General features: G+C 65.0%; 18 protein-coding genes and 1 pseudogene. 6 read left to right on the top strand and 13 right to left on the bottom strand.

The features are described from left to right. The first annotated feature begins 3 nt into the window (after positions 1-3). The 3 genes from msrA to MF4836_RS29995 all read left to right on the top strand — a co-directional run bounded on the left by msrA (position 4) and on the right by MF4836_RS29995 (position 2674). On the top strand, positions 4-444 hold the full coding sequence (msrA, locus tag MF4836_RS35905; RefSeq protein ID WP_238596235.1) for a peptide-methionine (S)-S-oxide reductase MsrA: 441 nt from the start codon (positions 4-6) through the stop codon (positions 442-444). Between the two features lie 66 nt (positions 445-510). Then, positions 511-1458: an ABC transporter substrate-binding protein gene (locus MF4836_RS30000; RefSeq protein WP_078473409.1), complete on the top strand. Its 948-nt coding sequence runs from the start codon at positions 511-513 to the stop codon at positions 1456-1458. 49 nt (positions 1459-1507) lie between these two features. After that, positions 1508-2674 carry an MFS transporter gene (locus tag MF4836_RS29995; RefSeq protein WP_078473408.1) on the top strand — a complete coding sequence of 389 codons (1167 nt, stop codon included), beginning with the start codon at positions 1508-1510 and terminating at the stop codon, positions 2672-2674. Positions 2675-2702: 28 nt separating this feature from the next. Here MF4836_RS29995 and MF4836_RS29990 read toward each other — a convergent pair whose 3' ends face one another. The 13 genes and pseudogenes from MF4836_RS29990 to MF4836_RS29930 all read right to left on the bottom strand — a co-directional run bounded on the left by MF4836_RS29990 (position 2703) and on the right by MF4836_RS29930 (position 20055). Beyond that, positions 2703-3497 (bottom strand): ABC transporter ATP-binding protein, encoded by a 795-nt coding sequence (locus MF4836_RS29990; RefSeq protein WP_078473407.1) that lies wholly within the window; start codon positions 3495-3497, stop codon positions 2703-2705. A gap of 11 nt (positions 3498-3508) precedes the next feature. After that, positions 3509-4270, bottom strand: a complete 762-nt coding sequence (locus MF4836_RS29985) for an ABC transporter permease (RefSeq protein ID WP_078473406.1) — start codon at positions 4268-4270, stop codon at positions 3509-3511. Between the two features lie 9 nt (positions 4271-4279). Next, positions 4280-5047, bottom strand: a complete 768-nt coding sequence (locus MF4836_RS29980; RefSeq protein ID WP_078473405.1) for an ABC transporter permease — start codon at positions 5045-5047, stop codon at positions 4280-4282. Positions 5048-5345: 298 nt separating this feature from the next. After that, positions 5346-7814, bottom strand: a complete 2469-nt coding sequence (locus MF4836_RS29975) for a TonB-dependent receptor plug domain-containing protein (protein WP_078473404.1) — start codon at positions 7812-7814, stop codon at positions 5346-5348. 205 nt (positions 7815-8019) lie between these two features. Further along, the gene (locus MF4836_RS29970; protein WP_078473403.1) at positions 8020-10287 is read right to left on the bottom strand and encodes a TonB-dependent receptor; all 2268 of its coding nucleotides are present in this window, start codon (positions 10285-10287) and stop codon (positions 8020-8022) included. Between the two features lie 283 nt (positions 10288-10570). Further along, positions 10571-10846: a type II toxin-antitoxin system RelE/ParE family toxin gene (locus tag MF4836_RS29965; RefSeq protein ID WP_078473402.1), complete on the bottom strand. Its 276-nt coding sequence runs from the start codon at positions 10844-10846 to the stop codon at positions 10571-10573. Then, positions 10846-11118: a CopG family ribbon-helix-helix protein gene (locus MF4836_RS29960; protein WP_078473401.1), complete on the bottom strand. Its 273-nt coding sequence runs from the start codon at positions 11116-11118 to the stop codon at positions 10846-10848. The genes MF4836_RS29965 and MF4836_RS29960 overlap by 1 nt, the downstream gene beginning before the upstream one ends. A gap of 239 nt (positions 11119-11357) precedes the next feature. Next, positions 11358-12416 (bottom strand): ABC transporter substrate-binding protein, encoded by a 1059-nt coding sequence (locus tag MF4836_RS29955; protein WP_078473400.1) that lies wholly within the window; start codon positions 12414-12416, stop codon positions 11358-11360. A gap of 36 nt (positions 12417-12452) precedes the next feature. Beyond that, positions 12453-13505 carry an ABC transporter substrate-binding protein gene (locus tag MF4836_RS29950; protein WP_078473399.1) on the bottom strand — a complete coding sequence of 351 codons (1053 nt, stop codon included), beginning with the start codon at positions 13503-13505 and terminating at the stop codon, positions 12453-12455. 20 nt (positions 13506-13525) lie between these two features. Continuing rightward, a complete protein-coding gene (locus MF4836_RS29945; RefSeq protein ID WP_078473398.1) occupies positions 13526-14692 on the bottom strand; it encodes an LLM class flavin-dependent oxidoreductase in 1167 nt (388 codons plus the stop codon). A 376-nt stretch (positions 14693-15068) separates the two neighbouring features. After that, on the bottom strand, positions 15069-16934 hold the full coding sequence (locus MF4836_RS29940) for an ABC transporter ATP-binding protein (RefSeq protein ID WP_078473397.1): 1866 nt from the start codon (positions 16932-16934) through the stop codon (positions 15069-15071). Then, a pseudogene (locus tag MF4836_RS29935) lies at positions 16927-18708 on the bottom strand (ABC transporter ATP-binding protein). Before MF4836_RS29935 ends, MF4836_RS29940 begins: the two are co-directional and overlap by 8 nt. An 84-nt stretch (positions 18709-18792) precedes the next feature. Beyond that, positions 18793-20055 carry an acyl-CoA dehydrogenase family protein gene (locus tag MF4836_RS29930; protein WP_078473396.1) on the bottom strand — a complete coding sequence of 421 codons (1263 nt, stop codon included), beginning with the start codon at positions 20053-20055 and terminating at the stop codon, positions 18793-18795. A gap of 418 nt (positions 20056-20473) precedes the next feature. On the opposite strand from MF4836_RS29930, the gene MF4836_RS29925 reads away from it, so the two are divergent. From MF4836_RS29925 to MF4836_RS29915, 3 genes are read left to right on the top strand one after another with little or no spacing between them, the layout of a single operon-like run. Then, the gene (locus MF4836_RS29925) at positions 20474-21529 is read left to right on the top strand and encodes an ABC transporter substrate-binding protein (RefSeq protein ID WP_078473395.1); all 1056 of its coding nucleotides are present in this window, start codon (positions 20474-20476) and stop codon (positions 21527-21529) included. Between the two features lie 43 nt (positions 21530-21572). Then, positions 21573-22304, top strand: coding sequence for a class II aldolase/adducin family protein (locus MF4836_RS29920; protein ID WP_078473394.1), 732 nt, complete (start codon positions 21573-21575; stop codon positions 22302-22304). A gap of 36 nt (positions 22305-22340) precedes the next feature. Then, entirely contained in the window at positions 22341-23540 is a 1200-nt protein-coding gene (locus tag MF4836_RS29915; protein ID WP_078473393.1) for an LLM class flavin-dependent oxidoreductase, read from the top strand. Positions 23541-23546: the final 6 nt, after the last annotated feature.

Raw genomic sequence — 23546 nt, 5'->3', positions numbered from 1 at the left:
GAGGTGCAGCAGGCGACCTTTGGCGCCGGTTGTTTCTGGGGCGCCGAAGCGGCCTTCCGGCAATTGCCCGGGGTGCTCGACAGCCGTGTCGGCTTTGCCCGGCCTGCCAGTGGCGAGGTGCTGTCGATAGAAGTCGTGCAGGTTGATTTCGACCCCCGGCAGATTGCCTACAGCCGCCTGATCGAGGCGTTCTGGACCCTGCACGACCCGACCTCGGTCGACCGTCAGGGGGCGGATGTCGGGGTCAAATACCGCTCGGCGTTGTTCGTCAATGGCCCCGAACAGGCCGCCAGTGCCGAGGCTGCCCGCGAGCAACTTGAAGCCAGCGGACGCCTGGCCAAACCGGTGGCGACCGTGGTGCTGCCCCTGGGCGAGTTCGAACTGGCCGCCGAAGAACACCAGCGTTACCTGGAAAAACACGGCGCCAGCGCTTGCTCGCTCTGAACCTTGAACCGGTCGCGGCCCGCGTGCCGCGCCCGGCTTTCCCTTGATGATTGTTGTGAGGTCTGCATGAAATTCTCCCGACACCTGCGCGTGCTGCTGGCCGGCGCCATACTCGCCGCGCCCCTGGCGCACGCGGCCGACAAGCCGGTGCTGCATATCGGCGATCAGAACTACTACAACATCCGCGCCTCGGTCGAAGCTTCCGGGGTGCTGGAAGGCGCGCCCTATACCGTGGACTGGAAACACTTCCAGGCCGCCGCGCCCCTGGCCGAAGCCCTGAATACCGGGGCCCTGGACCTGGGCTTTCTCGGGGATTCCGGGTTCCTGTTCCTGGCGGCCAAGCAGGCGCCGGTGAAACTGATCGGCGTTTCCCGGCAAAATCCCGACACCATCGCCTTGCTGGTGGGCAAAGACTCCACTGCCAAGAGCATCACCGACCTCAAGGGCAAGAAAGTCGCCTACTGGCCCGGCGCCTGGAGCCAGCAACTGACCTTGCGCGCCCTGGAGCAGGCCGGGCTGCCGGAAGATTACGTGCAGTGGGTCAAACTGATGCCGATTGACGCCGCGGCGGCCTTGCCCCAGGGCAGCATCGACGCGTTTCCGGTGTGGGAACCCTATATCTCCCAGCAGATCCTGTTTTCCGGCGCGCGTCCGATTGTCAGTGCCAAAGGCCTGATGCCTGGCCTCAGCGCAATTGCCGCCTCCACGCCGTCCATCGACAGCAAGCGTGAAGCCATTGCCGACTTCCTCCAGCGCCTGAAAAAAGCCCGGGCCTGGGTCGATACCCACACGGACGAGTACGCCGACCTCTGGGCGAAAAAAGCCAACCTCGACCAGGGCGTATCGCGCCACTGGTTGCGCCAGGCGCATCTGACCCTGGGGCCGGTGGATGCCCAGGCCGCCGCTGACCTGCAAGGCACGGCGGACTTTCTGTTCAAGGTCAAGACCCTGCAGGCGCCCTTGAACACCGCGCCGATCATCGATCAGTCGTTCCAGAAGGCCTTGGCCGACTGAACCCTCGCGCACGGCGCGGTCAAGCAACGGCAGACAAGGAAAGGTCCCGATGCAACAGCTCAGCCCGGATCCCGGCGCCCGTCAGCGCTGGGCAGCCCTGACCCGGATCAACCTGTTGTCGGTGCTGTCGCAGATCGTGCAGATCGGCACCGTCACGCCGTTGCTGTCGTTGTCCCTGGAGCAGCGCGGCGTCGGCGCGACCGGGATCGGCCTGATCGTCAGCGCGGCCTGGCTGGCGATCCTGCTGCTGTACAAGCAGGTGCCGAGGATCCTGGCCCGGCTCGGGCTGGTCCGGACCAACCTGCTGAGTGCCTTGCTCAGCGTGCTGGCACTGTTGGGCATGGCCTTCAGCGAGCACCTGGTGCTGCTGTTTCTGTTGAATTTCCTGTTGGGTATCGGCCTGATCCTGCGCTGGATCGCTTGCGACACCTGGATTGTCGCGGTGGCCAGCCGCAGCGAACGCGGCCGGGCGATTGGCGTGCACGAAACCCTGATGGGCCTGGGCATCGCCGCCGGGCCTTTGCTGCTGGTGGCGCTGGGGGTTGAGGGGCGGCTGCCGTACCTGGCCTGCGCCGCGATCATTGCCCTCAGCGCTGGCCTGGCCCTGAGCCTGCTGGCCCATGACTGTCGCCCGCAAACGCCCCTGGCCAAACACCATTCGCGGTTGTTTACGCTGATCCCCCTGGCCTTGTGCGGGGCCTTCGTCGCCGGCTTCTGCGAAACCTCGTCGGTGGCTTTTCTGGCCGGCTACAGCGTGTCCGCCGGTTATCTGCTGACCGCCGCCACCTTGTTTATTGCCTTGTTCGGTGCCGGCGGCACTCTGTTGCAACTGCCCCTGGGCTGGCTCGCCGACCGCACTTGCAGCCGCAGCGCACAACGGACCTGCGCACTGCTGGTGCTGGCGGGCACCCTGGCCATCCCCTTGAGCCAGCCGTGGCCGTGGCTGGCGTCGTTGCTGGTGTTTGTCTGGGGCGGGGCCATCGGCGGCCTGAATACCCTGGCGGTGATGGAAGCCGGCGAGCGGGTGGCTGAGCATCAGGTGTCGACTGCCATGACCGCGATCGCGCTGTTCTACACCCTGGGCAGTGTCCTCGGACCGATTGCCACGGGGTTGGCGGTGTCCCATATCAGCGCCAGTGGCTTGATGCTCACGGTGGGGGCGGTGGCGCTGCTGTTTCTCGTCCTCCTGGCCTGGCACCGAGCGCCGCGCCCCTAAACCCTCGGCCTGTCATGGACGGCTGGGATCAATGCCCCACCAACTCTTCGAGCAATTGCTCCTTGTAGCCTTGCAGCACGCTTGAGGAACGGTCCCGCGGGTGCGGCAGGTCGACCTCGATCTGGTGCTTGATCCGGCCCGGGTGGGCGTCCATCACGATCACCCGGTCGCCGAGGTACAGCGCTTCCTCGATGTCGTGGGTGACCATGATCACCGTGCAGCGCTGCTGGACCCAGATGCGTTGCAGCTCGTGTTGCAGGTGGACCCGGGTCAGGGCGTCGAGGGCGCCCAGGGGTTCGTCCAGCAGCAGCACCTTGGGTTTGTTGATCAGCGCCCGGGCGATGGCCGCGCGTTGCGCCATGCCGCCGGACAACTGATGGGGGTAGGCATTTTCAAAGCCCTGGAGATTGACCAGGGCAATGTGCTCGGCCACCAGCCGGTCTTTTTCCGCCTGGGGCAGGGGATGGTTCTTCAGCGCCAGGGCGATGTTCTTGCTCAGGGTCATCCACGGGAACAGGCGATGGTCCTGGAACACGATGCCCCGTTCCAGGCTGGTGCCGGAAATGACCTGGTCGTCGAGCAGGATCTGGCCCTGGTACTCGGCTTCAAGCCCGACAATCAGCCGCAGCAGGGTGGATTTACCGCAACCGCTGGCGCCCAGGATGCTCACGAACTCCCCGGGGCGGACCTTCAGGTTGATCTCTTGCAGCACCGGCAGGGGTTTGCCTTCGATCTTGTAGGCCTTGCTCAGGCCACGTATCTCAAGGGCGCCGCTCGCCAGTTGCGGGCTGCGGGACGGGGCGTGTTGGGCAATTGCGTTCATGGGGTGGCCTTTCAACGAATGGAGCGCCAGCGCAACAGGTGGCGGCTCAACAGGGTAAACAGCAGGTTCATCAGGTAGCCGCAAAGGCCGATGCACAGCACGCTGAGCACAATGACCTCCATCCGCGAGCCGGCTTCGGCGTTCATCATCAGGTTGCCCAGGCCAGCCCCGGAAGACAGGAACAATTCACTGCCCACCGCCGTGACCCAGGCGAATGCCAGGGCGTGCAACACACCGGTGGCGATGCTCGGCACAGCGGCCGGCAGCAGCACATGACAGAACTGCTGCCAACGGCTGAGCACCAGCACCTGGCCGACCTCGCGGTAGCGCTGCTCGACGTGACTGAAGCCCTGGTAGGTGTTGAGCACCATCGGGTAAAAGGCGGCGAGGCTGACGATCAGCACCTTGGAGAACTCGCCATTGCCGAACCACATGGCGATCAGCGGGATCCAGCCCAGCATCGGCACCTGGCGGATCGAGTGAAACAGCGGGCCGATCAGGCGGTTGGCCAGGCTCGACAGCGCCATCAGCACCCCCAGCAGCACGCCGAACACAATGCCCAGGGCCAGGCCGCTGCTGGTGCGCGCCAGGCTTGCCAGCAGGTTGACCAGCAACTCGCCGTTGCCCAGCAGTTCGAGCAGGGCGCTGCCGATGGTCGACAGCGGCACAAAGGCATAGGCGCCGGCGGCGTCCTGGCGCGACAGGTACTCCCAGGCGCCGATCAACAGCAGCGGCAGCAACAGGCCACGGGTTTTTCTCAGCCAGTGCAACATGGGCGGCTCCTAGCGGGTCTGCCAGCGGAACAGGTGCTGTTCCAGGCGGCGAAAGGTGAAGTCCAGGGCAAAGCCGATGACCCCGGTAACCAGGACCCCGACCATGACCACGTCGATGCGCAGCATTTGCCGGCCCATTTCAATCATCTGCCCCAGGCCGCTGTCGGCTGCCAGCAACTCGGTGGCCACCAGCACCACCCAGGCCCGGGTCAGGCTGATACGAAAACCGGTGATGATCGGCGGCGCGGCGGCGGGCAGGGCGATTTCGCGGACCAGGGTCGGCCAGCGCAGGCGGTAGACGTCAGCCACCTCGAAGTAGCTGCGGGGGATGGCCTTGACCCCTTCGCTGGCGGCCAGGGCCACGGGGAAAAAGGCGGTCTTGGCGACGATGATGATCTTGAAGGTTTCGTCGATGCCGAACAGCAGCACGAACATCGGAATCAGGGCGATGCTGGGGATCTGGCGCAGGGTATGGAACAGCGGGCCGCAATACACCTCGACCTGCCTGGACAAGGCCATCAACACGCCAAAGGCCAGGCCGCTCAGGGAACCGATGGCAAACCCCAGGCCCAGCCGCGACAGGCTGTTGCCCAAGTGCTCGTACAGTTCGCCACTCGCCAGCAGCCCGGCAAACGCCTGCACCACCTGGGCCGGCGGAATCAGCAAATTACGCGGGAAAATCCCGGCCGCGGCCACCAACGCCCATACCGCCAACAGCGCGATGGGCGAGATGAGCCAGGTCAGGGCAGTCAACACAGAACGGGTACGAAAGGCCATGGCGAGTCTTAATTCAGCGAAGTACCCCAGTGCCTTCGCAAGACCTGTGCCACTCCGGATCCGTAGCTGCGCCGAAGGCTGCGTTAGGCCTGGAGAGGGCCGTGTTTTTTCTGGGAGATCACGGCGTCAGGGCTGGCCAGCGCCGCCTTCGGCAGCGGCTACAAGGGCCTGTCGTGGACCTGTAGCCGCTACCGCCAGGCTGCGCTGTCCCTGGAAGGCACCGTAGTTTTTGGACGTGTCGGGAAGGGGTGGTGCCTGGCCAGCAGCGACTGCTGCCTGGGCAACACCCCGTCAGCAGTCAGAACTCGTAGCTGACGCTGGTGTAGTAGAACGCGCCCTGTGCGCCTTCGGGGCTGGTGGTGGAATATTTGGGAACGCCGTACAGCTGCACGCCGTCGGACTTGTCCGGGTGGCTGTCGAACAGGTTGATCGCACCCACCGATACTTTCAGTGCCTTGTCGAAGGTGTAGGACAGGTCGAGGTCAGTGACCCACTGCGGGCTGTAGGTCTGGTCCAGGGTCGGGTTGGTCGCGTTCAGGCTCTTCCACTCGCCATAACGCCGCTGGGCCACCGTCAGGCCCCAATTGTCATACAGCCAATTGGCGCTGAGGATCAGCTTGTTTTTCGGCGTACCGTCTTCGATCAGGCCCTGGGTCGTGCGGCCGATGATCTGCGAGCCCTGGATATTGCCGACATCGCGCAAGGCGGTGATTTTGGTGTTGTTCTGGCTGATCCCGCTGCTCAGGTTCAAGCGCCCCCATTGCGCCAGGTCCAGTTGATAGTTGCCGGTCAGCTCGACGCCATCGGTGCGGGTATCGGCCACGTTGGTGTAAAAAGCCGCGCTCTGGATATTGGCGTAGGGCGTGCCGGCAAAGATCGGCGACACCACCGAGGCCGGCAGCTGGTCGGAGAGGGTTATGCGGTTGTCGATGTTGATCCGGTACGCGTCCAGGGTCACCGACGCGTTGGGCAGTGGCCGCCAGACCAGGCCCAGGGAGTAGTTGGTGGACTCCTCGGGCTTGAGCGCCTTGCCCCCGAGCAGCGCGGCTTCCGGGCTGTTGGCGCGCAGGGTGCGTTGCTGCACCTCGACATAGTTGCCGCTGCCTGGCGGTTGTTCGACCACCTGCACGCTGAACGAGGACATGCCGCTCTGCACCAGCGACGGCGCCCGGTAGCCGGTACTGGCGGTGGCGCGGGCGGCGATCTGCGGGGTGAAGTCATAGCGCAGCGACAGCTTGCCGTTGGTGGTGTCGCCAAAGTCCGAATAATGCTCGGTGCGCACCGCGACACCGGCCTGGAACTTCTCGGTGACCTGGCCTTCGACGTCGATGTAGGCCCCCAGCACCTTGCGGTCCAGGGACGCGGCGTCGACCTGGGTGATTCCCGAGTAGTAGCCCGGAATCCGTCGGCCGGTGATCGGGTCGATGCTGTTGAACAGCGGGCCGTTCTGCCAGCCCGCGGCTTCACCGGCGCTCAGCTCGTAGTTCTCTTTGCGCCAGGCCAGGCCGGCGGACAGGGTCAGCGGCTTGAACAGCAGGTCGGTGGGGAAGTCGCGTACCCAGTCCAGGGTGATGTTGGTCTGATCGGCCTCGCGTTCGCCGGTGTAGATCTTCTCCGGGCTGCTGACCCCCCAGCTCGGGTTGATCGCATTGCGGTCGGTGGATTTGACGCTGTTGTCACCGTGGTTCAGCGCCAGGTCGAACTTGCCCAGTTGCTCGGTTTCATAGCGCAGGCCACCGGTGACCGCGTAGTCCTCCAGGGTGTAGCGGGTGATGGGCACGCGGCCGTCGGGGAAGCGCGCCAGGGCGACGCTGCCGTAGTTGTTGCGCAGGCTGGTGGGCGGGTCGAAGAAGTTCTCGGCGTCGCTGTTCTTGTGGGAGTAGGTGGCAAAACCGTAGGCGGTCAGCCCTTCGCCCACGCCGATTTCGCTGTTGGCGGTGACGTTGTACTGGTCCGAGATATTCGCCGCCCCCCAGCGCCAGGTGCGGTTCGGGTTGTTCTGCTCGCGCGGGGTGTTGATGCTGGTGGAGCCGGGGTAAAAGATCCGGTTGTCGGGGTTGGTGTCACTGGCCGGGTCCTGGCTGCCGGCGTCGAAACTCAAGGTCAGGAAGCCGTCGTTGGGCAGGGCGAAGCCTTTCCAGCCGCTGAGCTTGCGCTGGATGCCGTCGCCCTTGTCATAGCCGCCAAAGCGATAGCCGAGGTTGCCGCCGTCGTCCTTTTCCTTGAGCACGATGTTGATCACCCCGGCAATCGCGTCGGAGCCGTACTGGGCGGCTGCACCGTCCCGCAGGATCTCTACCCGCTGGATGGCGCTGATGGGGATCAGGCTGAGGTCGACTGCCGCGGCGCCCCGGCCGTTGACCAGGCTTTGCCGGGTAACGTTGGCACTGGTGTGGCGGCGCTTGCCGTTGACCAGCACCAGCACCTGGTCGGAGGCCAGGCCGCGCAGCGAGGCGCCCTGGGCGATAGACCCGGCGAAGGCACCCTGGGGCGACTGCGGGAAGCTGAAGGACGGCGACAGTGCAGTCAGCGCTCCGGACAGATCGCTGGCCCCGGTCTGCTGCAGTTGTTCGCCGGACAGCACGTCCACCGGCGCTGCGCTTTGCAGGGCAGTGAGGTCGCTGCGGCGGGTGCCCAGCACCACCACCGTGTCCAGGTGGTCGCCGCTGGCGGCGGGTTTGCTTGAGGTTTCGGCAGCGAAAGCAGGCACGGCAAGGCTGCCGATGACCAGCGCCACGGCGCCGGCCAACGGATTGCGATGGAACATGGAAAAATTCCTTTTTGCTGAGAACGGGCGTGTGCAGGAACCGGCCGTCGGTAGCGGCCTTGCGAGCGGCATCCCGCCCGGCTGCTCCTGCAGGGTTATGTGGATGCCGGTGGCCCGGAAATCGCGGTGTGCTGCCGGAGCGGGCAGGCCTTCAAGCCGATGCGCGACGTGAGGGCCCGCTCCAGCGGGGTGTATCGCCGCCGGATCAGAAGCGGCTGGTGACGCTCAGGCCGACGGTGCGTGGGTCGCCGTAGGTGATGACGTATTGGCCCAGGGTGCCGTTCGGCCGGCCATGCACCTGGTAGCGGCGGTCGGTGAGGTTGTTCACAAACCCGGTGACGCTGAGTTTTTCATCCGGGCTGTACCAGGTCAGGCGACTGTTGGCCAAGGTGTAGTGGGGCTGGCTCAGGGTCTTGTCGGCGCTGCTCTGGCGATCGGCGAGGAAGTACTCCTTGTCGCGGAAACTCACGTCGCCACCGGCCACCAGCTTGCCGCCGATTTCCAGGGGGAAGGTGTAGTCCGCGCCCAGGGACACCACGTTGCGCGGCGAGCGCACGAAGCTGTTGCCGCTGTAGTCGCCGGTGACCGCGCCGGTGGTGGGGTTGGTGTTCTTGAAGTCGGTGTATTCGGTGTCGAGGAACGACACCGCCGCCCGCAGGTGCAGGTAATCGGTCGGCTGGCCTTCGAGTTCCAGCTCGGCGCCCTTGACCTTGCCCGAGGCACCGTTGGTCAGGGCCGTGGTCAGCACCCCGTTGTTGACGGTCAGCAGATTGACCTGGATATCCGAGTAGTCGTAGTAGAAAACGTTGGCGTTGGCGGTCAGGCGGTGGTTGAACCACTCCGACTTGAGGCCGATTTCATAGGCGTCCAGTTGTTCCGGATCGACCGTGGTCAACTGCGCCAGGCTGGTGGAAAGGCCCGTGTTGAAGCCGCCCGAGCGGAAGCCATGGGCATAACGGAAGAACACCCGCACATTGTCATTGATCCGGTATTCCGGGGTCAGGTCGTAGGTCCAGGCTTCCCAGGTCTTGTCTTCCTGGCGGTTGCCGTTGGTGCCGCTGCCGCCCAGGGCAATCAGCGGGCCGTTGGCCGTGGCGCGTGTCAGTTGGGTCAGATCGAGGTCGATGTTTTTCTTTTCCTGGGTCCAGCGCAGGCCACCGGTGACGGTGAAGTTGTCGGTGAAGTCGTAGGTCAGGTTGCCGAACAGCGCGTAGCTGTCGGTCTTGTGGTCGTAGTTGAGGTCACGCAAATCAGTGACGCCGCCAGTCTGGTTCGAGCCGGTGCCATTGGGTGTCGGGCCCGGGGTGATGATGCGCTGGGCCGAGCTGTCGAGGTCTTCGTGGAAGTAATGCGCACCGAGCAACCAGCGCAGGGTTTCCTGCTGGGGCGAGGCCAGGCGCAGTTCCTGGGAGTACTGGGTGTACTTGTTGTCGGAAATCGCCGCGCCGTTGACCTCGTAGGGCGTGTAGTCGGCGTCGCTGGTGGAGCGCCCGCGAATGTAGTCATAGGCGCTGATCGAGGTCAGGGTGTAGTCGCCCAGGTGCCAGTTCAGGGTCAGGGACGTGCCGTCATGATCGAGCTTGGCATCTTCGTTGGTATTGAGCGCGATATTGCGCCCGTTCGGCCGCTGATAGCCGACGTTGTAGTAACGCCCGACCGGCAGCGAACCGTTGCTGCCATCGCCCTTGAACTCACGGCTGTGGATCTTCAGCAAGGCGTCGAGGTCTGGGTTGAGCTGGGCCAGGAACTGCAGGCGCACGGCTTTCTTGTTGACGTCGCCATAGGTGTGATCGTCGGTGAGGTTTTTCTGGAAACCGTCACGTTCCTCGGAGTACAGCGAGATCCGCGCCGCCAGTTTTTCGTCCACCAGGGCACCGCCCAGGGCGCCGCTGAGGATGCGTTCGTTCTTGCTGCCAAAGCCGATGGTGCCGAAGCCGTCAGTGTCGAAAGTCGGTTTCTTGGAAATCACGTTTACCGCGCCTGCGGTGGTGTTCTTGCCATACAGCGTGCCCTGGGGCCCGCGCAGGATCTCGATACGCTCCAGGTCGAACAACGGGCCGCCACCGGCAATCGGCGCGTTCAAATACACGTCGTCGGCATAGATCCCCACCGGGAATACGGTGGCGGCGCCGGTATCGCCGGTACCCAGACCACGGATGTACCAGCGCGGACGGCCGTCGCCGTCGGGATTCTTGGCCGAGGCGTTGGGAATAAAGGTGGTGATGTCGCCCATGGCGCGCACGCCGTCGGCGGTGATGCTGGTGCCCTGGACCGCCGAGACCGCCACCGGAACCTCTTGCAGGGTTTCTTCCCGGTGCTGGGCGGTGACGGTCACGGTCTTCAGCGCAGGTTCGCTGCTGTTCTTGCCGTCGGCCTCGGTGCTCTCGGCCGCCAACGCCAACTCGCTGACAGCGCCGCCTGCGAGCCATAACGCAAGCCCGATGCTCTTGGTAAGCGGATGAAGTTTATGCATGTGAATCTCCCCCGGAAAAGTTGTGCTACAGGGGCTAGAGCAGAGATCGTGCCAAGAGATTTTTCAGGCTGGTTAGATTTAATAAGCTATTGATAATAAAGGGAATAAATATTTGGTTCGGGCACTTTAAAGCCGTTTTTCAATAACCGGATTAGTGGGGTCCAGCCTGACTGAAATAGCGTGCCGATTAATCAGCAGAAGTTGCGTGGAGGCTGCTGCTGGAGCAGCAGCAACAGCGGTCGAGAATGCTGCTCCAGCAACAGGCTGAAGAAGAAAGGGGAGCCTAGCGATCTTCCCGGGTATGCCACAAGCGAAGGAGGTAAATCGTGGAGTCGACGAGTTCGTAGCGCATTTCATAGTGGCCGACCTGGATTCGTCGAACATCACGTGGTTCAAACTCCTCCAGCCGTTCACCCATTCGTGGGTTGGCCAGCAGTGAGGTCGGCGCCGCGGAAAGTTGTTGCACCGTGCGTGCCGCAGCGGGCTGATTAACCGTCGCTAGAAACTCATACAACCGTGCAATGTCAGTCAGCGCCTTGTGTGTCCATTTCAGCTCCATCAGCGCGGTACCGGCAACGGAGTATCGGTGCTCAGGCTGTCTGCCCAGGCCTGGACTGCTTGATGATCAATCACGCGCCCGGCATCAACATCGCTCAAGGCCTCGCGGGTCAGGCGGCTGCGTTCTTCTTCCTGGTCTATCCAGGCAGTCAGGGCCTGCTTGACGATCCAGTTTCTCGAGCGTTCCAGGCGTTCAGCCATCATGTCGACTTTTTCCGCCAGTTGAATGGGGACGTGTGCGGTGACAGAGCGGGTTTTTACGGTGGTTGCCATGACGGAATGTCTCCTGATCGGTTGGCGGCAAAAACGGAACATACTGTGCTGGCCTGCAACCATCGCAGCGCTTCGTCTAAACGACTATGAATTATTATGATTGATCATTAATCGTAATGAATCGGAATTCATCGGTAAGCGCCTGATCATGGACTTCGAGTCCGTAAATCTCAAGCCTCGGAGGGTTATCGGCAGACAACCGGAGCGCCTTGCGCGCACTCCGGCATGAGGGGAGGGGGTCAGACGGCGACGCGGGAGGTGGAGCCTATGACTTTTTCCAGGACGCTGAAGTCGATCCAGTCGCGGACGTCGAAGCGGCGCGGGATGAAATCCCAGCGGTGGAGGAAGTCGGTGAAGTCTTGCAGCGCTTCGATCGAACGTGCATCCAGGGTGGTGCGTAGGCGCCGGTGTGCATCTTCGCCGTAGGCTGCGGCCACCCAGTATTCGCTGGTGTTCAGTTCGCGAGCGAGAAAACGCCGGGTTTCCTCGGGGTTGGCCCAGGCCCATTGCTCGGTGCGCAGCACGGTGTCGACGATTTTCACGCTGGCGTCGAAATGTTCCTGCAACAGGTTGATGTCCACGGTCAGGGTCCGTGGCGTGCCGTTGTTGCTGCGGATCAGCGGGTCCGGGTGGGAGCCGGTGTCGACCACCACGTGCAAGCCGAACTCGTTGGCCAGGTGCACGGCATGGGCGCCCTTGAGGAAGATCGCGTCGATATCGCCGCGCAGCAGGCCGATCAGTTCGTTGTTGCGACGGCTGAAGCGGCTGACCCCGAGGCTGACTTCCGAGCCATACACATGCTGCTTCTGTTCATCGCTGTAGGTGCCGCCGTAGGGGTAATCCACCAGCTCGACGTCGGACACATTCAGGCCTTCGAGCTTGAGCGCATTCTCCAGGCCGCGCAGGGCCTGGGCGCGGGTGAAGTCGATCTGCACGTTGGCCCATTTCGGCAGGCCGAAGCGGCGGTTCTTCAGGTCGCGGATGCTTTTGACCCCGCTTTCGGCGGTGGTCAGGATCAGCTGCACCTCGTCGCTCCAGGACAGCCCCAGGACCCGGGTCTGCACGCCGCTGGCGTAGGCCCAGATCGCCGGGATGTTGCCGCCGTGGCGCACCGAGTTCTGCAAGTGGTGGTCGTAGTGCGCTTCGCGAACTTCCCGTTCGCTGGATTCGCGCAACGACTGGATATTGGTGCCGAACGGCAGGAACGCTTCCGCCAGGCGGCCGGACTGCACCGCGATGCCAAGCCCGGTGGGGACCGGGCTGTGGGTGTACCAGAGGGTATCGAGTGGTTTGCTCATAAGGGTCTTCAGTTCGAATCCATGAAACCCGGCGGGTTAGCCCGCCAGTGCGGTAGGGGTGGCCAGCAGCGCTTCCAGCGGCCGACGGTCGATCCAGTCGCGAACATCGAAGCTGTGCGGGATAAAGCGCCAGCGATGCAGGAACTGGGTGAAGTCCTGCAACGCGTCGATGGCCTGTTCATCGAGGGCGGTGCGCAGGCGCAAATGGGCGTCTTCGCCGTAGGCGGCATTCACCCAGTACTCGCTGCTGTTGGTTTCCCGGGCCAGGTAGCGCCGGGTCTCTTCGCCGTGGGTGTGGGCCCACTGCTCGGCGCGCAGCACCGAATCGAGAATCCCGCTGGCCACGTCGAAATGCTCGTCGAGCAGGGCCAGGTCCACCGCCAGGGTGCGCGGCGTGCCGTTGTTGCTGCGGATCAGCGGGTCCGGGTGGGAGCCGGTATCGATCACCGTGTGCAGGCCGAAATCATGGGCGTGCTGGGCGGCGCTGGCGCCCTTGAGGAAGATCGCATCAACCTCGCCGCGCAGCAGCCCCACCAGTTCCAGGTTGCGCCCGTTGCCCGGCTGGGCACCGACCGGGGTGCCGCTGACGGTGCGCACCGGGGCGTCGCTGAAGGTGCCGCCGTAGCGGAAGTTCACCAACTGCAGGTCGCCGACTTGCAAGCCTTCGAGCTTGAGCGCGTTCTCCAGGCCGCGCAGGGCCTGGGCCCGGGTGAAGTCGATCTGCGCGCCGGCCCAGTCCGGCAGGCCGAAACGCCGCCCCTTGAGGTCCTTGACGGTTTTGATGCCGCTGTCATGGCGGGTCAGGATCAATTGCACTTCATCGGCCCAGGACAGGCCGATCACCCGGGTCTCGCGACCTTGGGCCCGGGCCCAGATCGCCGGGATGTTGCCGCCATGGCGCACCGAATGGCGCAGGCTGTGATCGAAATGTGATTCACGTACCGCCTGGTCGCTGGACTCGCGCAGCGACTGGACCTGGGTCCCGAGGGCGCCGAGGGTGTCTTGCAGCCAGCCTTTCTGCACGGCGATGCCCAGTCCGGTGGGGACCGGGCAGCGGGTGTACCAGAGCGTATCGAGGGGTTGGGTCATTGCGGGCTCTCCGGTGGCGCTCAGGCGCTGGCTTTAAGGTGGGGGGCGGGCACGGGTTGCGCGACCGGGCGCTGGTGCACCAGGGGCAGGACTTCCTGGCCGATGCGCAGGGCTTCTTCCAGGTGCGGGTTGCCGGCCAGGATAAAGGTCGAGAACCCGGCATCGCGGTACTCCACCAGGCGTTCGGCGATGTTCTGGTGGCTGCCCACCAGGCCCACAGTCGGCCCCGGCTTGGCCTTGGCGAAACCGGCCCAGAGGTTGGGGCCGATGATCAGGTCGTCGAAGCGGTCGATGTTCTGGTGGTAGGCGGTCTGGCGCGCGGCGCCCACCGAGTCGGAACCGCTGGTGAACCCTTTGGCTACTACGCTGCTCTTGCCTTCGAGCTTGTCGAACTGGCGGCGCAGGTCGGCCCAGGCCTGTTCTTCGGTTTCCCGGGCGAACAGGTCGACTCGCAGGCCGAAGCGCACGCTGCGTCCCTGCTTGTCCGCCAGCTCGCGCACGCGCTCGATGTGCGGCTTGAGCTTGTCCACCGGCTCGGCCCAGTTCAGGTACACATCGGCGTGCCTGGCGGCCACGTCCAGCGCAGCGTCGGAGAACCCGGAGAAGTACACCCCCGGTTTGCGTTCATGTTGCAGGCCCGGGGGCAGGGCGCCGTTTTCCAGCTGGAAGATATCGCCGTCATAGGAGAAGCGTTCGTTCTCCCACAGGCCCTGGATGATGTCGAGGAACTCGCCGGTGCGCTTGTAGCGCAGGTCATGTTCGAGGAAGTCGCCATTGGCGCGCTGGCTCGCCGGGTTGCCGCCGGTGATGATGTTCCACTCCAGGCGCCCGCGGCTGAGGTTTTGCAGGATCGCCGCTTGCTGCGCGGCGTAGGCCGGCAGGGTCCAGGTGGCCTGGAACGCGATCAGGAACTTGATGCGCCGGGTCTCACGGGCCAGGGCTGCGGCCACCACCCAGGGCTCGGGGCCAGTGGGCAGCAGGGCGCCTTCGAAGCCGGCCAGTTCAGCGGCCTTGGCCACCTGGGCGATGTAGTCGATGTAGGTGAAGTCGTCGGGCTCGCCATTGGGCAAACGGCCCGGGGCAATGTTGCCGGGGCGATGCTGCGCGCTGCCCCGGTTGTGTTTGTCGGTGCTCAGCTGTGGACCGTCGGTGCCCAGCGGCAGGCGCCAGAAAAATTCAGTGCTCATGGATGCTCCTGATTCAGTAACGCGTTGCGCCGCGCGGGTGCGAGGTCGCCGTGCCAGGGTGAGTGCAACGGCCATGCCATGGGCTGCCCTAAGCGGTTTCGGCCAGCAGGGCCGCAGGTTTTAGCGCAGTACTCGCAGCGCTCGCCGGCCGGGGTGCGTCTGTAGCAACACCCCGTCAGCAATCGCTGCTGGGCGTGCAACAGCCTGATTAATCCCCGACACGGGCCCGAACAGCGCAGCCTGCGGCAGCGACTACAGCTGTAGCCGCTGCCGAGCCCGCGAGGCTGAGCTGGCCCGGACAGGCGCCTTGCATCTAGCTGATGAATCACCGACACAGGCCTGGACAGCGCAGCTTCTGGCAGCGGCTACAGGGCTTTTAGGCGGTGGTGGCGCTGATTTCGTCGATGCTGGCCCCGGTTTCGGCGCTGCGCAGGTAGGTCTGGTACAGCGCCGCATAGGCGCCGCCCTGGTCGATCAACTGGTGGTGGGGGCCTTGTTCCACCAGGCGCCCATGGCGGATCACGGCGATGCGGTCGGCGTCGCGGATGGTCGCCAGGCGATGGGCAATGATGATGGCGGTGCGGCCCTGGCACAGGCGGCGAAAGGCCCGCTGGATGCGGCGTTCGGTGTGGATGTCGACCGCCGAGGTGGCCTCGTCCAGCACCAGCACCGCCGGGTCCGCGAGGTAGGCGCGCACCAGGCACACCAGTTGCCGCTGGCCATGGCTCAGGTGGCTGCCCAGCGGCCCGACTTCGGTCTGGTACTGATGGGGCAGGCGCTCCAGCACCTCGTCGGCGCCCAGTTCCCGGGCCGCGGCAATCAGCGCGGCATCGTCGGCATGGGGCGCGGCCAGGCGCAGGTTGTCGAGGATGCTGCCGCTGAACAGCACGTTGTCCTGCAACACCACCCCAACGCTGCGCCGCAGCTCGTGCTGGGCCAGGTCGCGAATGTCGATGCCATCGAGCTTCACCGCCCCCGACTGGACCTCGTAAAAGCGCGTCAGCAACTGCACCAGGGTGCTCTTGCCATGGCCCGAGGGGCCGACAATCGCCAGCACTTCGCCGGCCGCAATCTCCAGGTCCAGGTCATTGATCACCGGGGTCTTGGCCGCGGGGTCATAAGCGAAGCGCACACGCTCGAAACGCACCGCGCCCCGGGCCCGGCCCAGGCTGCGCGGCTCCGGGATGTCGTTGATCTGCGGCTTGGTGTCCAGCAGCAGGAAGATGCGCTGGGCCGAGGCCGAACCGGTGGCGTAGCGTTCGAACAGGTCCGACAGTTCCTGCAATGGCCCCAGAAACAGGAACACGTAGAACAGGCTTTCCGCCACCTGACCCACCGTCACGTCCGCCTGCGCCAGGCCGTAGCCGCCCACCAGCAACAGCACAGCCATGCCCGCCGAGCTGAGCAGCGCGGTAAACGGCGCGAACCAACTGGAGCGCAGGCTGCCGCGAATCAGCGCCTGATTGAAGTCGTCCAGCAGACCGCGGTAGCGCCGCAGGTTCGGTGTTTCCTGGGCGCACTGTTGCAACATGCGCGCGCCGCTGACGCTTTCCACCAAGTGCGCGGTAAAGCGGCTGCGGTTTTCCGCGACCTTGGCCCAGTTGCGCTGGGAAATGCGCTTGAAACTCCAGGTTGCCAGCACCAGCAAGGGCACGGTGGCCGCCAGGCTGAGAAAGAACCGGGGCTCGATGCGCCACAGCATGACCGAGGCCAGGCCGCAGCGCAGCAGGGCCCCCAGCAGCTCCGGCGGGCCCTGGATCAGCAGCGGTTCGAGGCTGTCGACATCGCGGTCGGCGCGGGAAATGATGCGCCCGGCCTTGGTTCGGTCGAAATAGCTGACACTCAGTGACTGCACATGGGCAAACACCCTGACCCGCAGGTCGTTGAGCACGCGAATCGCCGCGCTGCCGGCCACAAACTGCGACAGCCCGGCCAGCAGGAAGCGCCCGAGCCAACTGGCCGCCAGTCCCAGGCCGAGCCACAGCACCAGACGTTCATCCAGCAACCAGTGCTGTTCGTGCAGCACCAGCCCACGGTCCAGCAGTTCGCGCACGAACCACGGCCGCAGAAACACCGTGAGCACCAGCAGCACTTCGATGCCGATCACACTGAAGATCTGCCCCCGGATCGGCCCCAGCAATGGCAGCAGCCGGCTGAACATGCTGCGGTCCAGGGCTTTCCTGGCCAGCAGTTCTTCGATTTCGATATCGCTCAGGGCCTTGCCGGCGATTGGATTAGCCATGGTCGATCCCCAACAGGTCGCGGTAGTCCGGATTGCTGTGCAGCAGTTCGGCGTGGGTGCCGCTGGCGGCGATTTTTCCGTGTTGCAGCATCAGCACCCGGTCGGCCAGGAGAATGGTCGACAGCTTGCTGGAGATCACCAGCAGGGTGGTGGCGCGCCCCTGGTCGCGGCGCAACTGACGGATATTGTTCAGCACCTGGCGCTCGCTGATGGCATCCAGGGCACTGGTGGCGTCGTCAAGGCAGAGAATGTCCGGGGTGCCGAGCAGGGCCCGGGCCAGGCTCAGGCGCTGACGCTGTCCGCCGGACAGGGTCACCCCGCGATCGCCCAGGGGCGTGGCCAGGCCCTGGGGCAGGCGTTCCAGCACATCTTCGGCCGCAGCCAGGCGCAGGCCATGGCGCAACTGCTCGTCGCTGGCCTGGGGCGCGCAGAGGCGCAGGTTGGCAGCCAGGGTGTCGGAAAACAGAAAGCTTTCCTGGGGCACCACGTGCACCCGCCGGCGCAGCTCACTCAGGTCGAGCTGGCGGATGTCGTGCCAGCCGGCACTGTCGGAACCCAGCAGCAGGCGCCCGGCGCTGATGTCGCTGAGGCGCGGCAACAGGCTGGCGAGCAGGCTCTTGCCAGTGCCGGTGGCGCCGACCAGGGCCACGATCTCTCCCGGCTGCAAGGTCAGGCTGCACTGGTCGAGGATGTTCAGCCCGCCACCCGGGGCGCTGACGCTGACCTGTTCCAGCTTCAGGCCCAGGGCGCTGTCGGGCAGGCGGGCGCTGCCGCTGCGGATGGCCGGTGGCTCGTCCAGCAGTTGCCAGATGCGTTCGGCGCTTGCGCGGGCGTCGGCGAAGGTCTGCATCACCCGGCCGATGCCTTCGATGCGAAACACCAGGGTGGTGGCGATCAGCAGCGAGGTCACCAGCTCGCCGATCCCCAGTTGCCCGGCGGCCACCAGGTGCGCGCCGTACACCAGGATCTAGACATGGCCCAGGGCGACCACTGCCTGGGGCAGGGGAATGCGCGAACTGGAGTAGGCCAGGGCCTGGCGCGCATGCCCGGCAAACAGCGCCACCTGGCCGGCGAAGCGCTGTACGCGGCTGTGCTCGAGGCCGAACGACTTGATCACCCGCACCCCGCCGATGCCTTCGCTGAGGTCCTGGTTGACCCGGTCGTAAGCGGCGCCCACCGCTCGGTCCAGGCTGACCAGGCGCTCGGTCTGCAACACAAAAATGCCCAGGCCGAACACCGTCAGCAACAGCGGCACCAGCCCCAGCAACGGGTTGTACCAACTCAGCAGGCCGACCGTGGCCAGCACCACCAGTGGGGTTTCCACCACCTGGCGCCAGAAGCTGATCAGGGCATCGCGCACCTTGTCGGCGTCGCGGGTAGTGCGGGTGATCATCTCGCCCATGCCGTGCTGCCAGTGATAACCCAGGTGCAGGCCCTGGACCTGAGCCAGGATCCGCTCGCGCAGGCGGGTCAGCAGTTCCTGGCTGAGCACCAGGGACAACACGCTGGCGGCGTATTGCAGCACGCCACGGCCCAGGGCCACCGCCAGCATCAGCCACAGCCAGTACCAGCCGAGGCTGGCGTCCAGGCTGCCATCGGCCTGGCGCAGCACCGCACGTCCGGCGCTGACGTCATTCACGGCATGGCCGATCAGCCATTGCTGCCAGACCAGCCCCAGGTTGACGGCGATGTACAGCGCGGCCACCAGGGCAAAGCGCCAGGGCATTTCCCGGTAGATCGCCAGGCTGCGCAAAAGAGGGTGTTTTTCGATCATGAAAGGCTCGTTGCAAGGAGGAGGGGCTAAATCGGTGGCCAGGCGTGACGCGGGCCGGATCCCGCGCCACACAGCGTCGGCAGGTCAGCTGCGGGTGGCGCCCTGTTTTTCCTTGGCATTGAGGATCGCGGTGTATTCGCCAGGGTCGACGCCGTTGAGGTAGTAGTTGCCCACGTGGTGCAGGCGCCAGCGGATCGGGTCGTGGGTGGTGTGGACCCGGGCGTTGCGCCAGAAGCGGTCGAGGTTCCATTTGCTCAGTGAGGAACTGGCCCCCAGCAGCGAGAAGATGTCGCTGGAGATCTTCAGCGAGGCGCTGTCGGAATGGGCGCGGGCGGTGGCCACCGAGAGAATCAGCTCGTCTTGCAGCTCTTTGTTTTCCGGGTCCAGCTCATGCTGGTCGAAAACCCGCGCCGCATCGCGCAGCAAGGATTCGGCACCACGCAGCGCCACGGCGTATTCACCGATCTGCTTGATGATGTGCGGCTCTTCATTGGCGAAATCCACACCGCTCTCGACCCAGGGCCGGGCGTGGTGCTTCAGGTACTCCACCGCTGCACCCAGGGCGCCGGCGGCGATCCCGGTGTCGATGGCCGCGTGCAGGATCTGCGGGAAGGTCAGCCCGGTGCGTTTCATCGGCCCCTTGCGCTGTGAAACGAAGCGCTCGTCCAGCTCGATGTTGTCGAAAATCACAGTGCCGCTGACCGAGTTTTTCTGGCCGAAGGCGTCCCAGTCGTCGACCAGGGTCAGGCCCGGGGTATTGCGGTTGAGCAGCACCCCGGCGGCGCCGTCTTCGCTGGCGGCGGTGAGGGAGATCCACTCGGCCAGGTACGAGCCGGTGGAGTAGAACTTGCTGCCATTGAGGATCAGCTTGCCGTCCGCGCGGCGCTCGACCCGGGTCTTGAGCGCAAACTTGTTCTTGCCGCCGATTTCCGCGAGAGCGTTGCCGAAGCGCTTGCCGGCCAACACATCGCTGATCAGGCGGTCTCGGACCTCATCCGGGTAGCCATTGAAGATCCCGCGCAGCATCACGTTATGGATCTGCAGCAACTGGCCGACACCGCCGTCGGCCACGGAAATCAGGCGCACGGTTTCAACAATGGTCTGCACCGAGGCGCCCAGACCGCCAAAGGCCTTGGGCACGCCGATGGCGGTCAGGCCACTTTCCGATAACAACTGTGCCTGGCGCCGTGGCAACTGGCCGTTGGCCTGGCTGTCGGCGGCAATCTCGGCAATTTCCCTGGCTATCTCCCGGGCTACGGCAATGGCCTCGGCCTCGCTGTGCAGGAGGCGCACGGGGGCCTGTTCTTGCAACGGTTGCGTGGCGGGGTTGGGTTCGACGGTGCTCATTGCATTACCTCTGTTAAGGGATCTGATGCCGCCCTGCAGGCGCTTGATGCCTGCGCCTACCCAGGGCGGCTGGGTGAAACAGCCTTGAGCAAGTTCTGCGCCAGGGCGTTTTTCAAACCCCGAAAAACCCCTGCAAGCCACAGCCGGCGGGGCCTTGACCCTGGGTGCAGGGCGTCTGTCAGGCCTCGATTGCTGCTGGAGCAGCAGTGCCCGGCAGGCTGCTGCTCCGGCAGCAGCAGTCGGCGTGCAAAGCTGCTGGCAGGCCAGCAATCGGCCGCAGGGAATTGTCAGGGGGACGGCGCCAGACCTTGTAAACCGGGGCTTTGCGCTCTTGGCACGGGCGCTGCAATAGCCAGGCAAGCCATCCACCTTGGCCAGCAGTCACCGCGACTGCCTTGACCCGCCACAGGAGCTCGCCATGACGCTTGCCGCCACACTCGCCGAACCCGTTGCCCAGGCCGCCCTGGAACAGATCTGGTTCACCCGTTGCCCGGTGCCGACCGCCTCCGGGATCGCCTACAAACTGGGCTGGCTCAGCGAAGAATTCGCCGCCGACGGCCTGCCGGTCTCAACCCTGCAGGAGGCCCGCCAGCTGGGCCATCACCACTACGATCATCAGTTGCCCGGGCTGTTTCGCGAAGGCGGCAATGTCCCGGCCCTGGCCGCGCGTGCCGCCGGTTCACCGAGCCGGCTGATCGGCCTGACCTGGATCGAGGAGTGGCAGACCATCCTCGTGCGCCCCGACTCCGGGATCCGCAGCGCCCAGGACTTGAAGGGCAAGCGCCTGGCCCTGCCGGCGTGGGGCGACAGTCGTCCGGGCAGCATCGCCCGGGCCATGAGCCTGCACGGTTACAAAGGTGCCTTGAGCCTGGCCGGCCTGAGTTTCGACGACGTCGATCTGGTGGAAGTGGCATTGCAGAACCAGGAGCAGGCCGCCAACCCCCAGGAAGGTTTGCAGCGCCTGTGGTCAGGCCTGGACTACCTGGTGCGCGGTGAAGTCGACGCGGTGTACGTCAAGGGTGCGTCGGCCGCCGACGCCGCGCGGCGCCTGGGGCTGGTGGTGGGCATCGACCTGGACCTGATCGCCGACCCGCGTTACCGCATCAACAACGGCACGCCACGGCCGATCACCGTGCACCAGAGCCTGCTGGACAACCATTTCGAGCTGGTGGTGCGCTTTCTCGCGCAGACCCTGAATGCCGCCGACTGGGCCGCCAACAACCGTGAGGCGCTGAACGCGATTCTCGAAGAAGAAACCCGCGCCGGCAGTGCCGGAGTGGCCGAAGCCTATCGCGGCGCCTTCCACACCACCCTGGCCCCGGACCTGTCGCCCCAGCGCCTGGAGTTTCTCGGGGTGCAAAAAGACTTCCTGTACCTGCACGGCTTCCTCGAACGCGATTTCGCCATCGCTGACTGGGTCGACCCGCGCCCGCTGCAAGCGGCCCATGAACTGCTGGCCAAACGCCGCGCCTGACCCTGAACCCAGCCTTTACCTCAATTCCTGTCGGAGAACTGCCATGACCGTACTTATCCATGAACAACCCATCAGCCAAGAACTGCAGAGCTTTATCGATCAGGTGCTGATCGACGCCGAAGAAGCCTTCACCGTGTTCCGCGAAACCAACACCATCACCGCCAACGGCACCGTCGGCTTTATCGAGCGGGTGCCGGGCCAGGAGTTGCTGGTCTCGGTCAACTACGGCGGGCCGTGGAACTACCGCAAGCCGCTGCAGGCCACGGTCACCGACTTTGCCGGCAAGGTGATTTTCGGCAAGGGCAAGGGCGGCCTCGGGCGCTACACCAAGCTGTTCCAGACCCACCCGGACGTGACCACCGTGTCCCACGTGCACTCGCCGTACCTCGGTGCCTGGGCCCAGACCCACCGCACCTTGCCGTTCAACTACGTGCCGGTGCAGCGCTACCAGCTGGCCCGGGAACTGCCGGTGTACATCGATCGTCGTCAGCCGGAGGTGGACTTCATCCTCGACAAGATCGCCGAGAACCCCTTCAACCTGGCGATTCTCGAAGCCAACGGCGGCTCCACCGTGTGGGGCAAGCAGGGCCTGCGCGCCACCGCCGAATTCATCCTGTTGCTGGAGGAGGGCGCGCAACTGCAACTGCTGGCCGATGCCCTTGGCGGCTCGCGCCCTTACGGTCCCGGGGTGCTGACCCAGCAATGGAAAATGAGCGGCCTGTTCGAGCGCGCCACCGAACTGGGCCTGGTGCCGGCCATCGATCGCCGCAACTGATCGCGGTCGTCCACTCACTTTCAAGGAAGCATGACCATGGCGGTAAAGATTCTCTGGTACCTCACCACCCCCGATGGCCCCTATCCATGGGAGCCCGAAGGCCGCTGGAAGACCGACTTCGAACACCTCAAGCAACTGGCGGTGGCCAGTGACCGGCTGGGCTACTACGGCTCGTTGCTCGGCTCCAGCCCCAACGAAAGCCTGGCGGTGTCGGCGGCCCTGATCGACGCCACCCAGCGCCTGCGCTTTCTCGTGGCGCAACACCCGGGCGAGCTGTCGCCGGCGGTGTTGGCCAAGTGGGCCCTGACCTTTGACCAGTTTTCCAACGGCCGCCTGCTGTTCAACGTGGTCAATGGCAATGACGCGGGCCTGGCGACCCTGGGCGTGCATTACCCCCACGACGAGCGCTACGACTTCAGCCTCGAATACTGGCGCGCTTTCCAGAGCATCTACGCCGGTGAAACCGCAGGCTACGACGGCCGTTACGTCAAACTTGCCGCGCGCTCGCCAGGCGCCGCCAGCCATCCCCTGGGCGGCTGGCATCCGCCGCGGCAGAAGCCGGGCATCCCGCTGTGGGGTGCCGGCACCTCCGGCCCCGGGGTGGCGCATTCGGTGCAGTTGCTCGACGTCTATCTGAGCTTCGCCAACACCCCGCCCAAGCTCGGCGACAAGTTCCGCAAAGTGGCCGCTGAAGCGGCCAAGATCGGCCGTGAGCTGACCTTCGGCACCCGCCTGCAAATCATCGTCCGCGAGACCGAGGAAGAAGCCTGGGCCCACGCCGAGAAACTGCTGCAACGCACCTCGCTGCAAACCGCGCGCAACGCCATCGAGCGCCAACTGCCGCCCGGTGCAACCCTGGACAGCTTCCACAGCGATGACCCGCAGACCCAACGCAATGTCGAAACCATACGCGCCGGGCGCCTGCCCAAGGCCCGGGACCTGGAGATCTACCCCAATGTCTGGCTCGGCCCGAGCCTGTTCGGCTTCAATATCCTCGGCCCCGCCGCCGGCACTTACCTGGTGGGCAGTGCGCAGCAGGTGGCTGAACGTATTCGCGAATACGAGGCCCAGGGCACGTCGGCCTTTATTCTTTCGGGCTTCCCGTTGATCGATGAAGCGCACCGGGTGGCGGACCTGCTGTTCCCGCTGCTGGACCTGGACCATGGCTTCGAGGTGCCGCGACTGGGCGTCACCCCGGTGGCCAAGGCCCAGCCCAGCGCCGTCGAAGCGGTATAGGGGAGA

Source organism: Pseudomonas sp. MF4836, assembly GCF_002018875.1.
Lineage (GTDB): Bacteria > Pseudomonadota > Gammaproteobacteria > Pseudomonadales > Pseudomonadaceae > Aquipseudomonas.
This window is presented reverse-complemented; position numbering and strand designations above follow the sequence as displayed.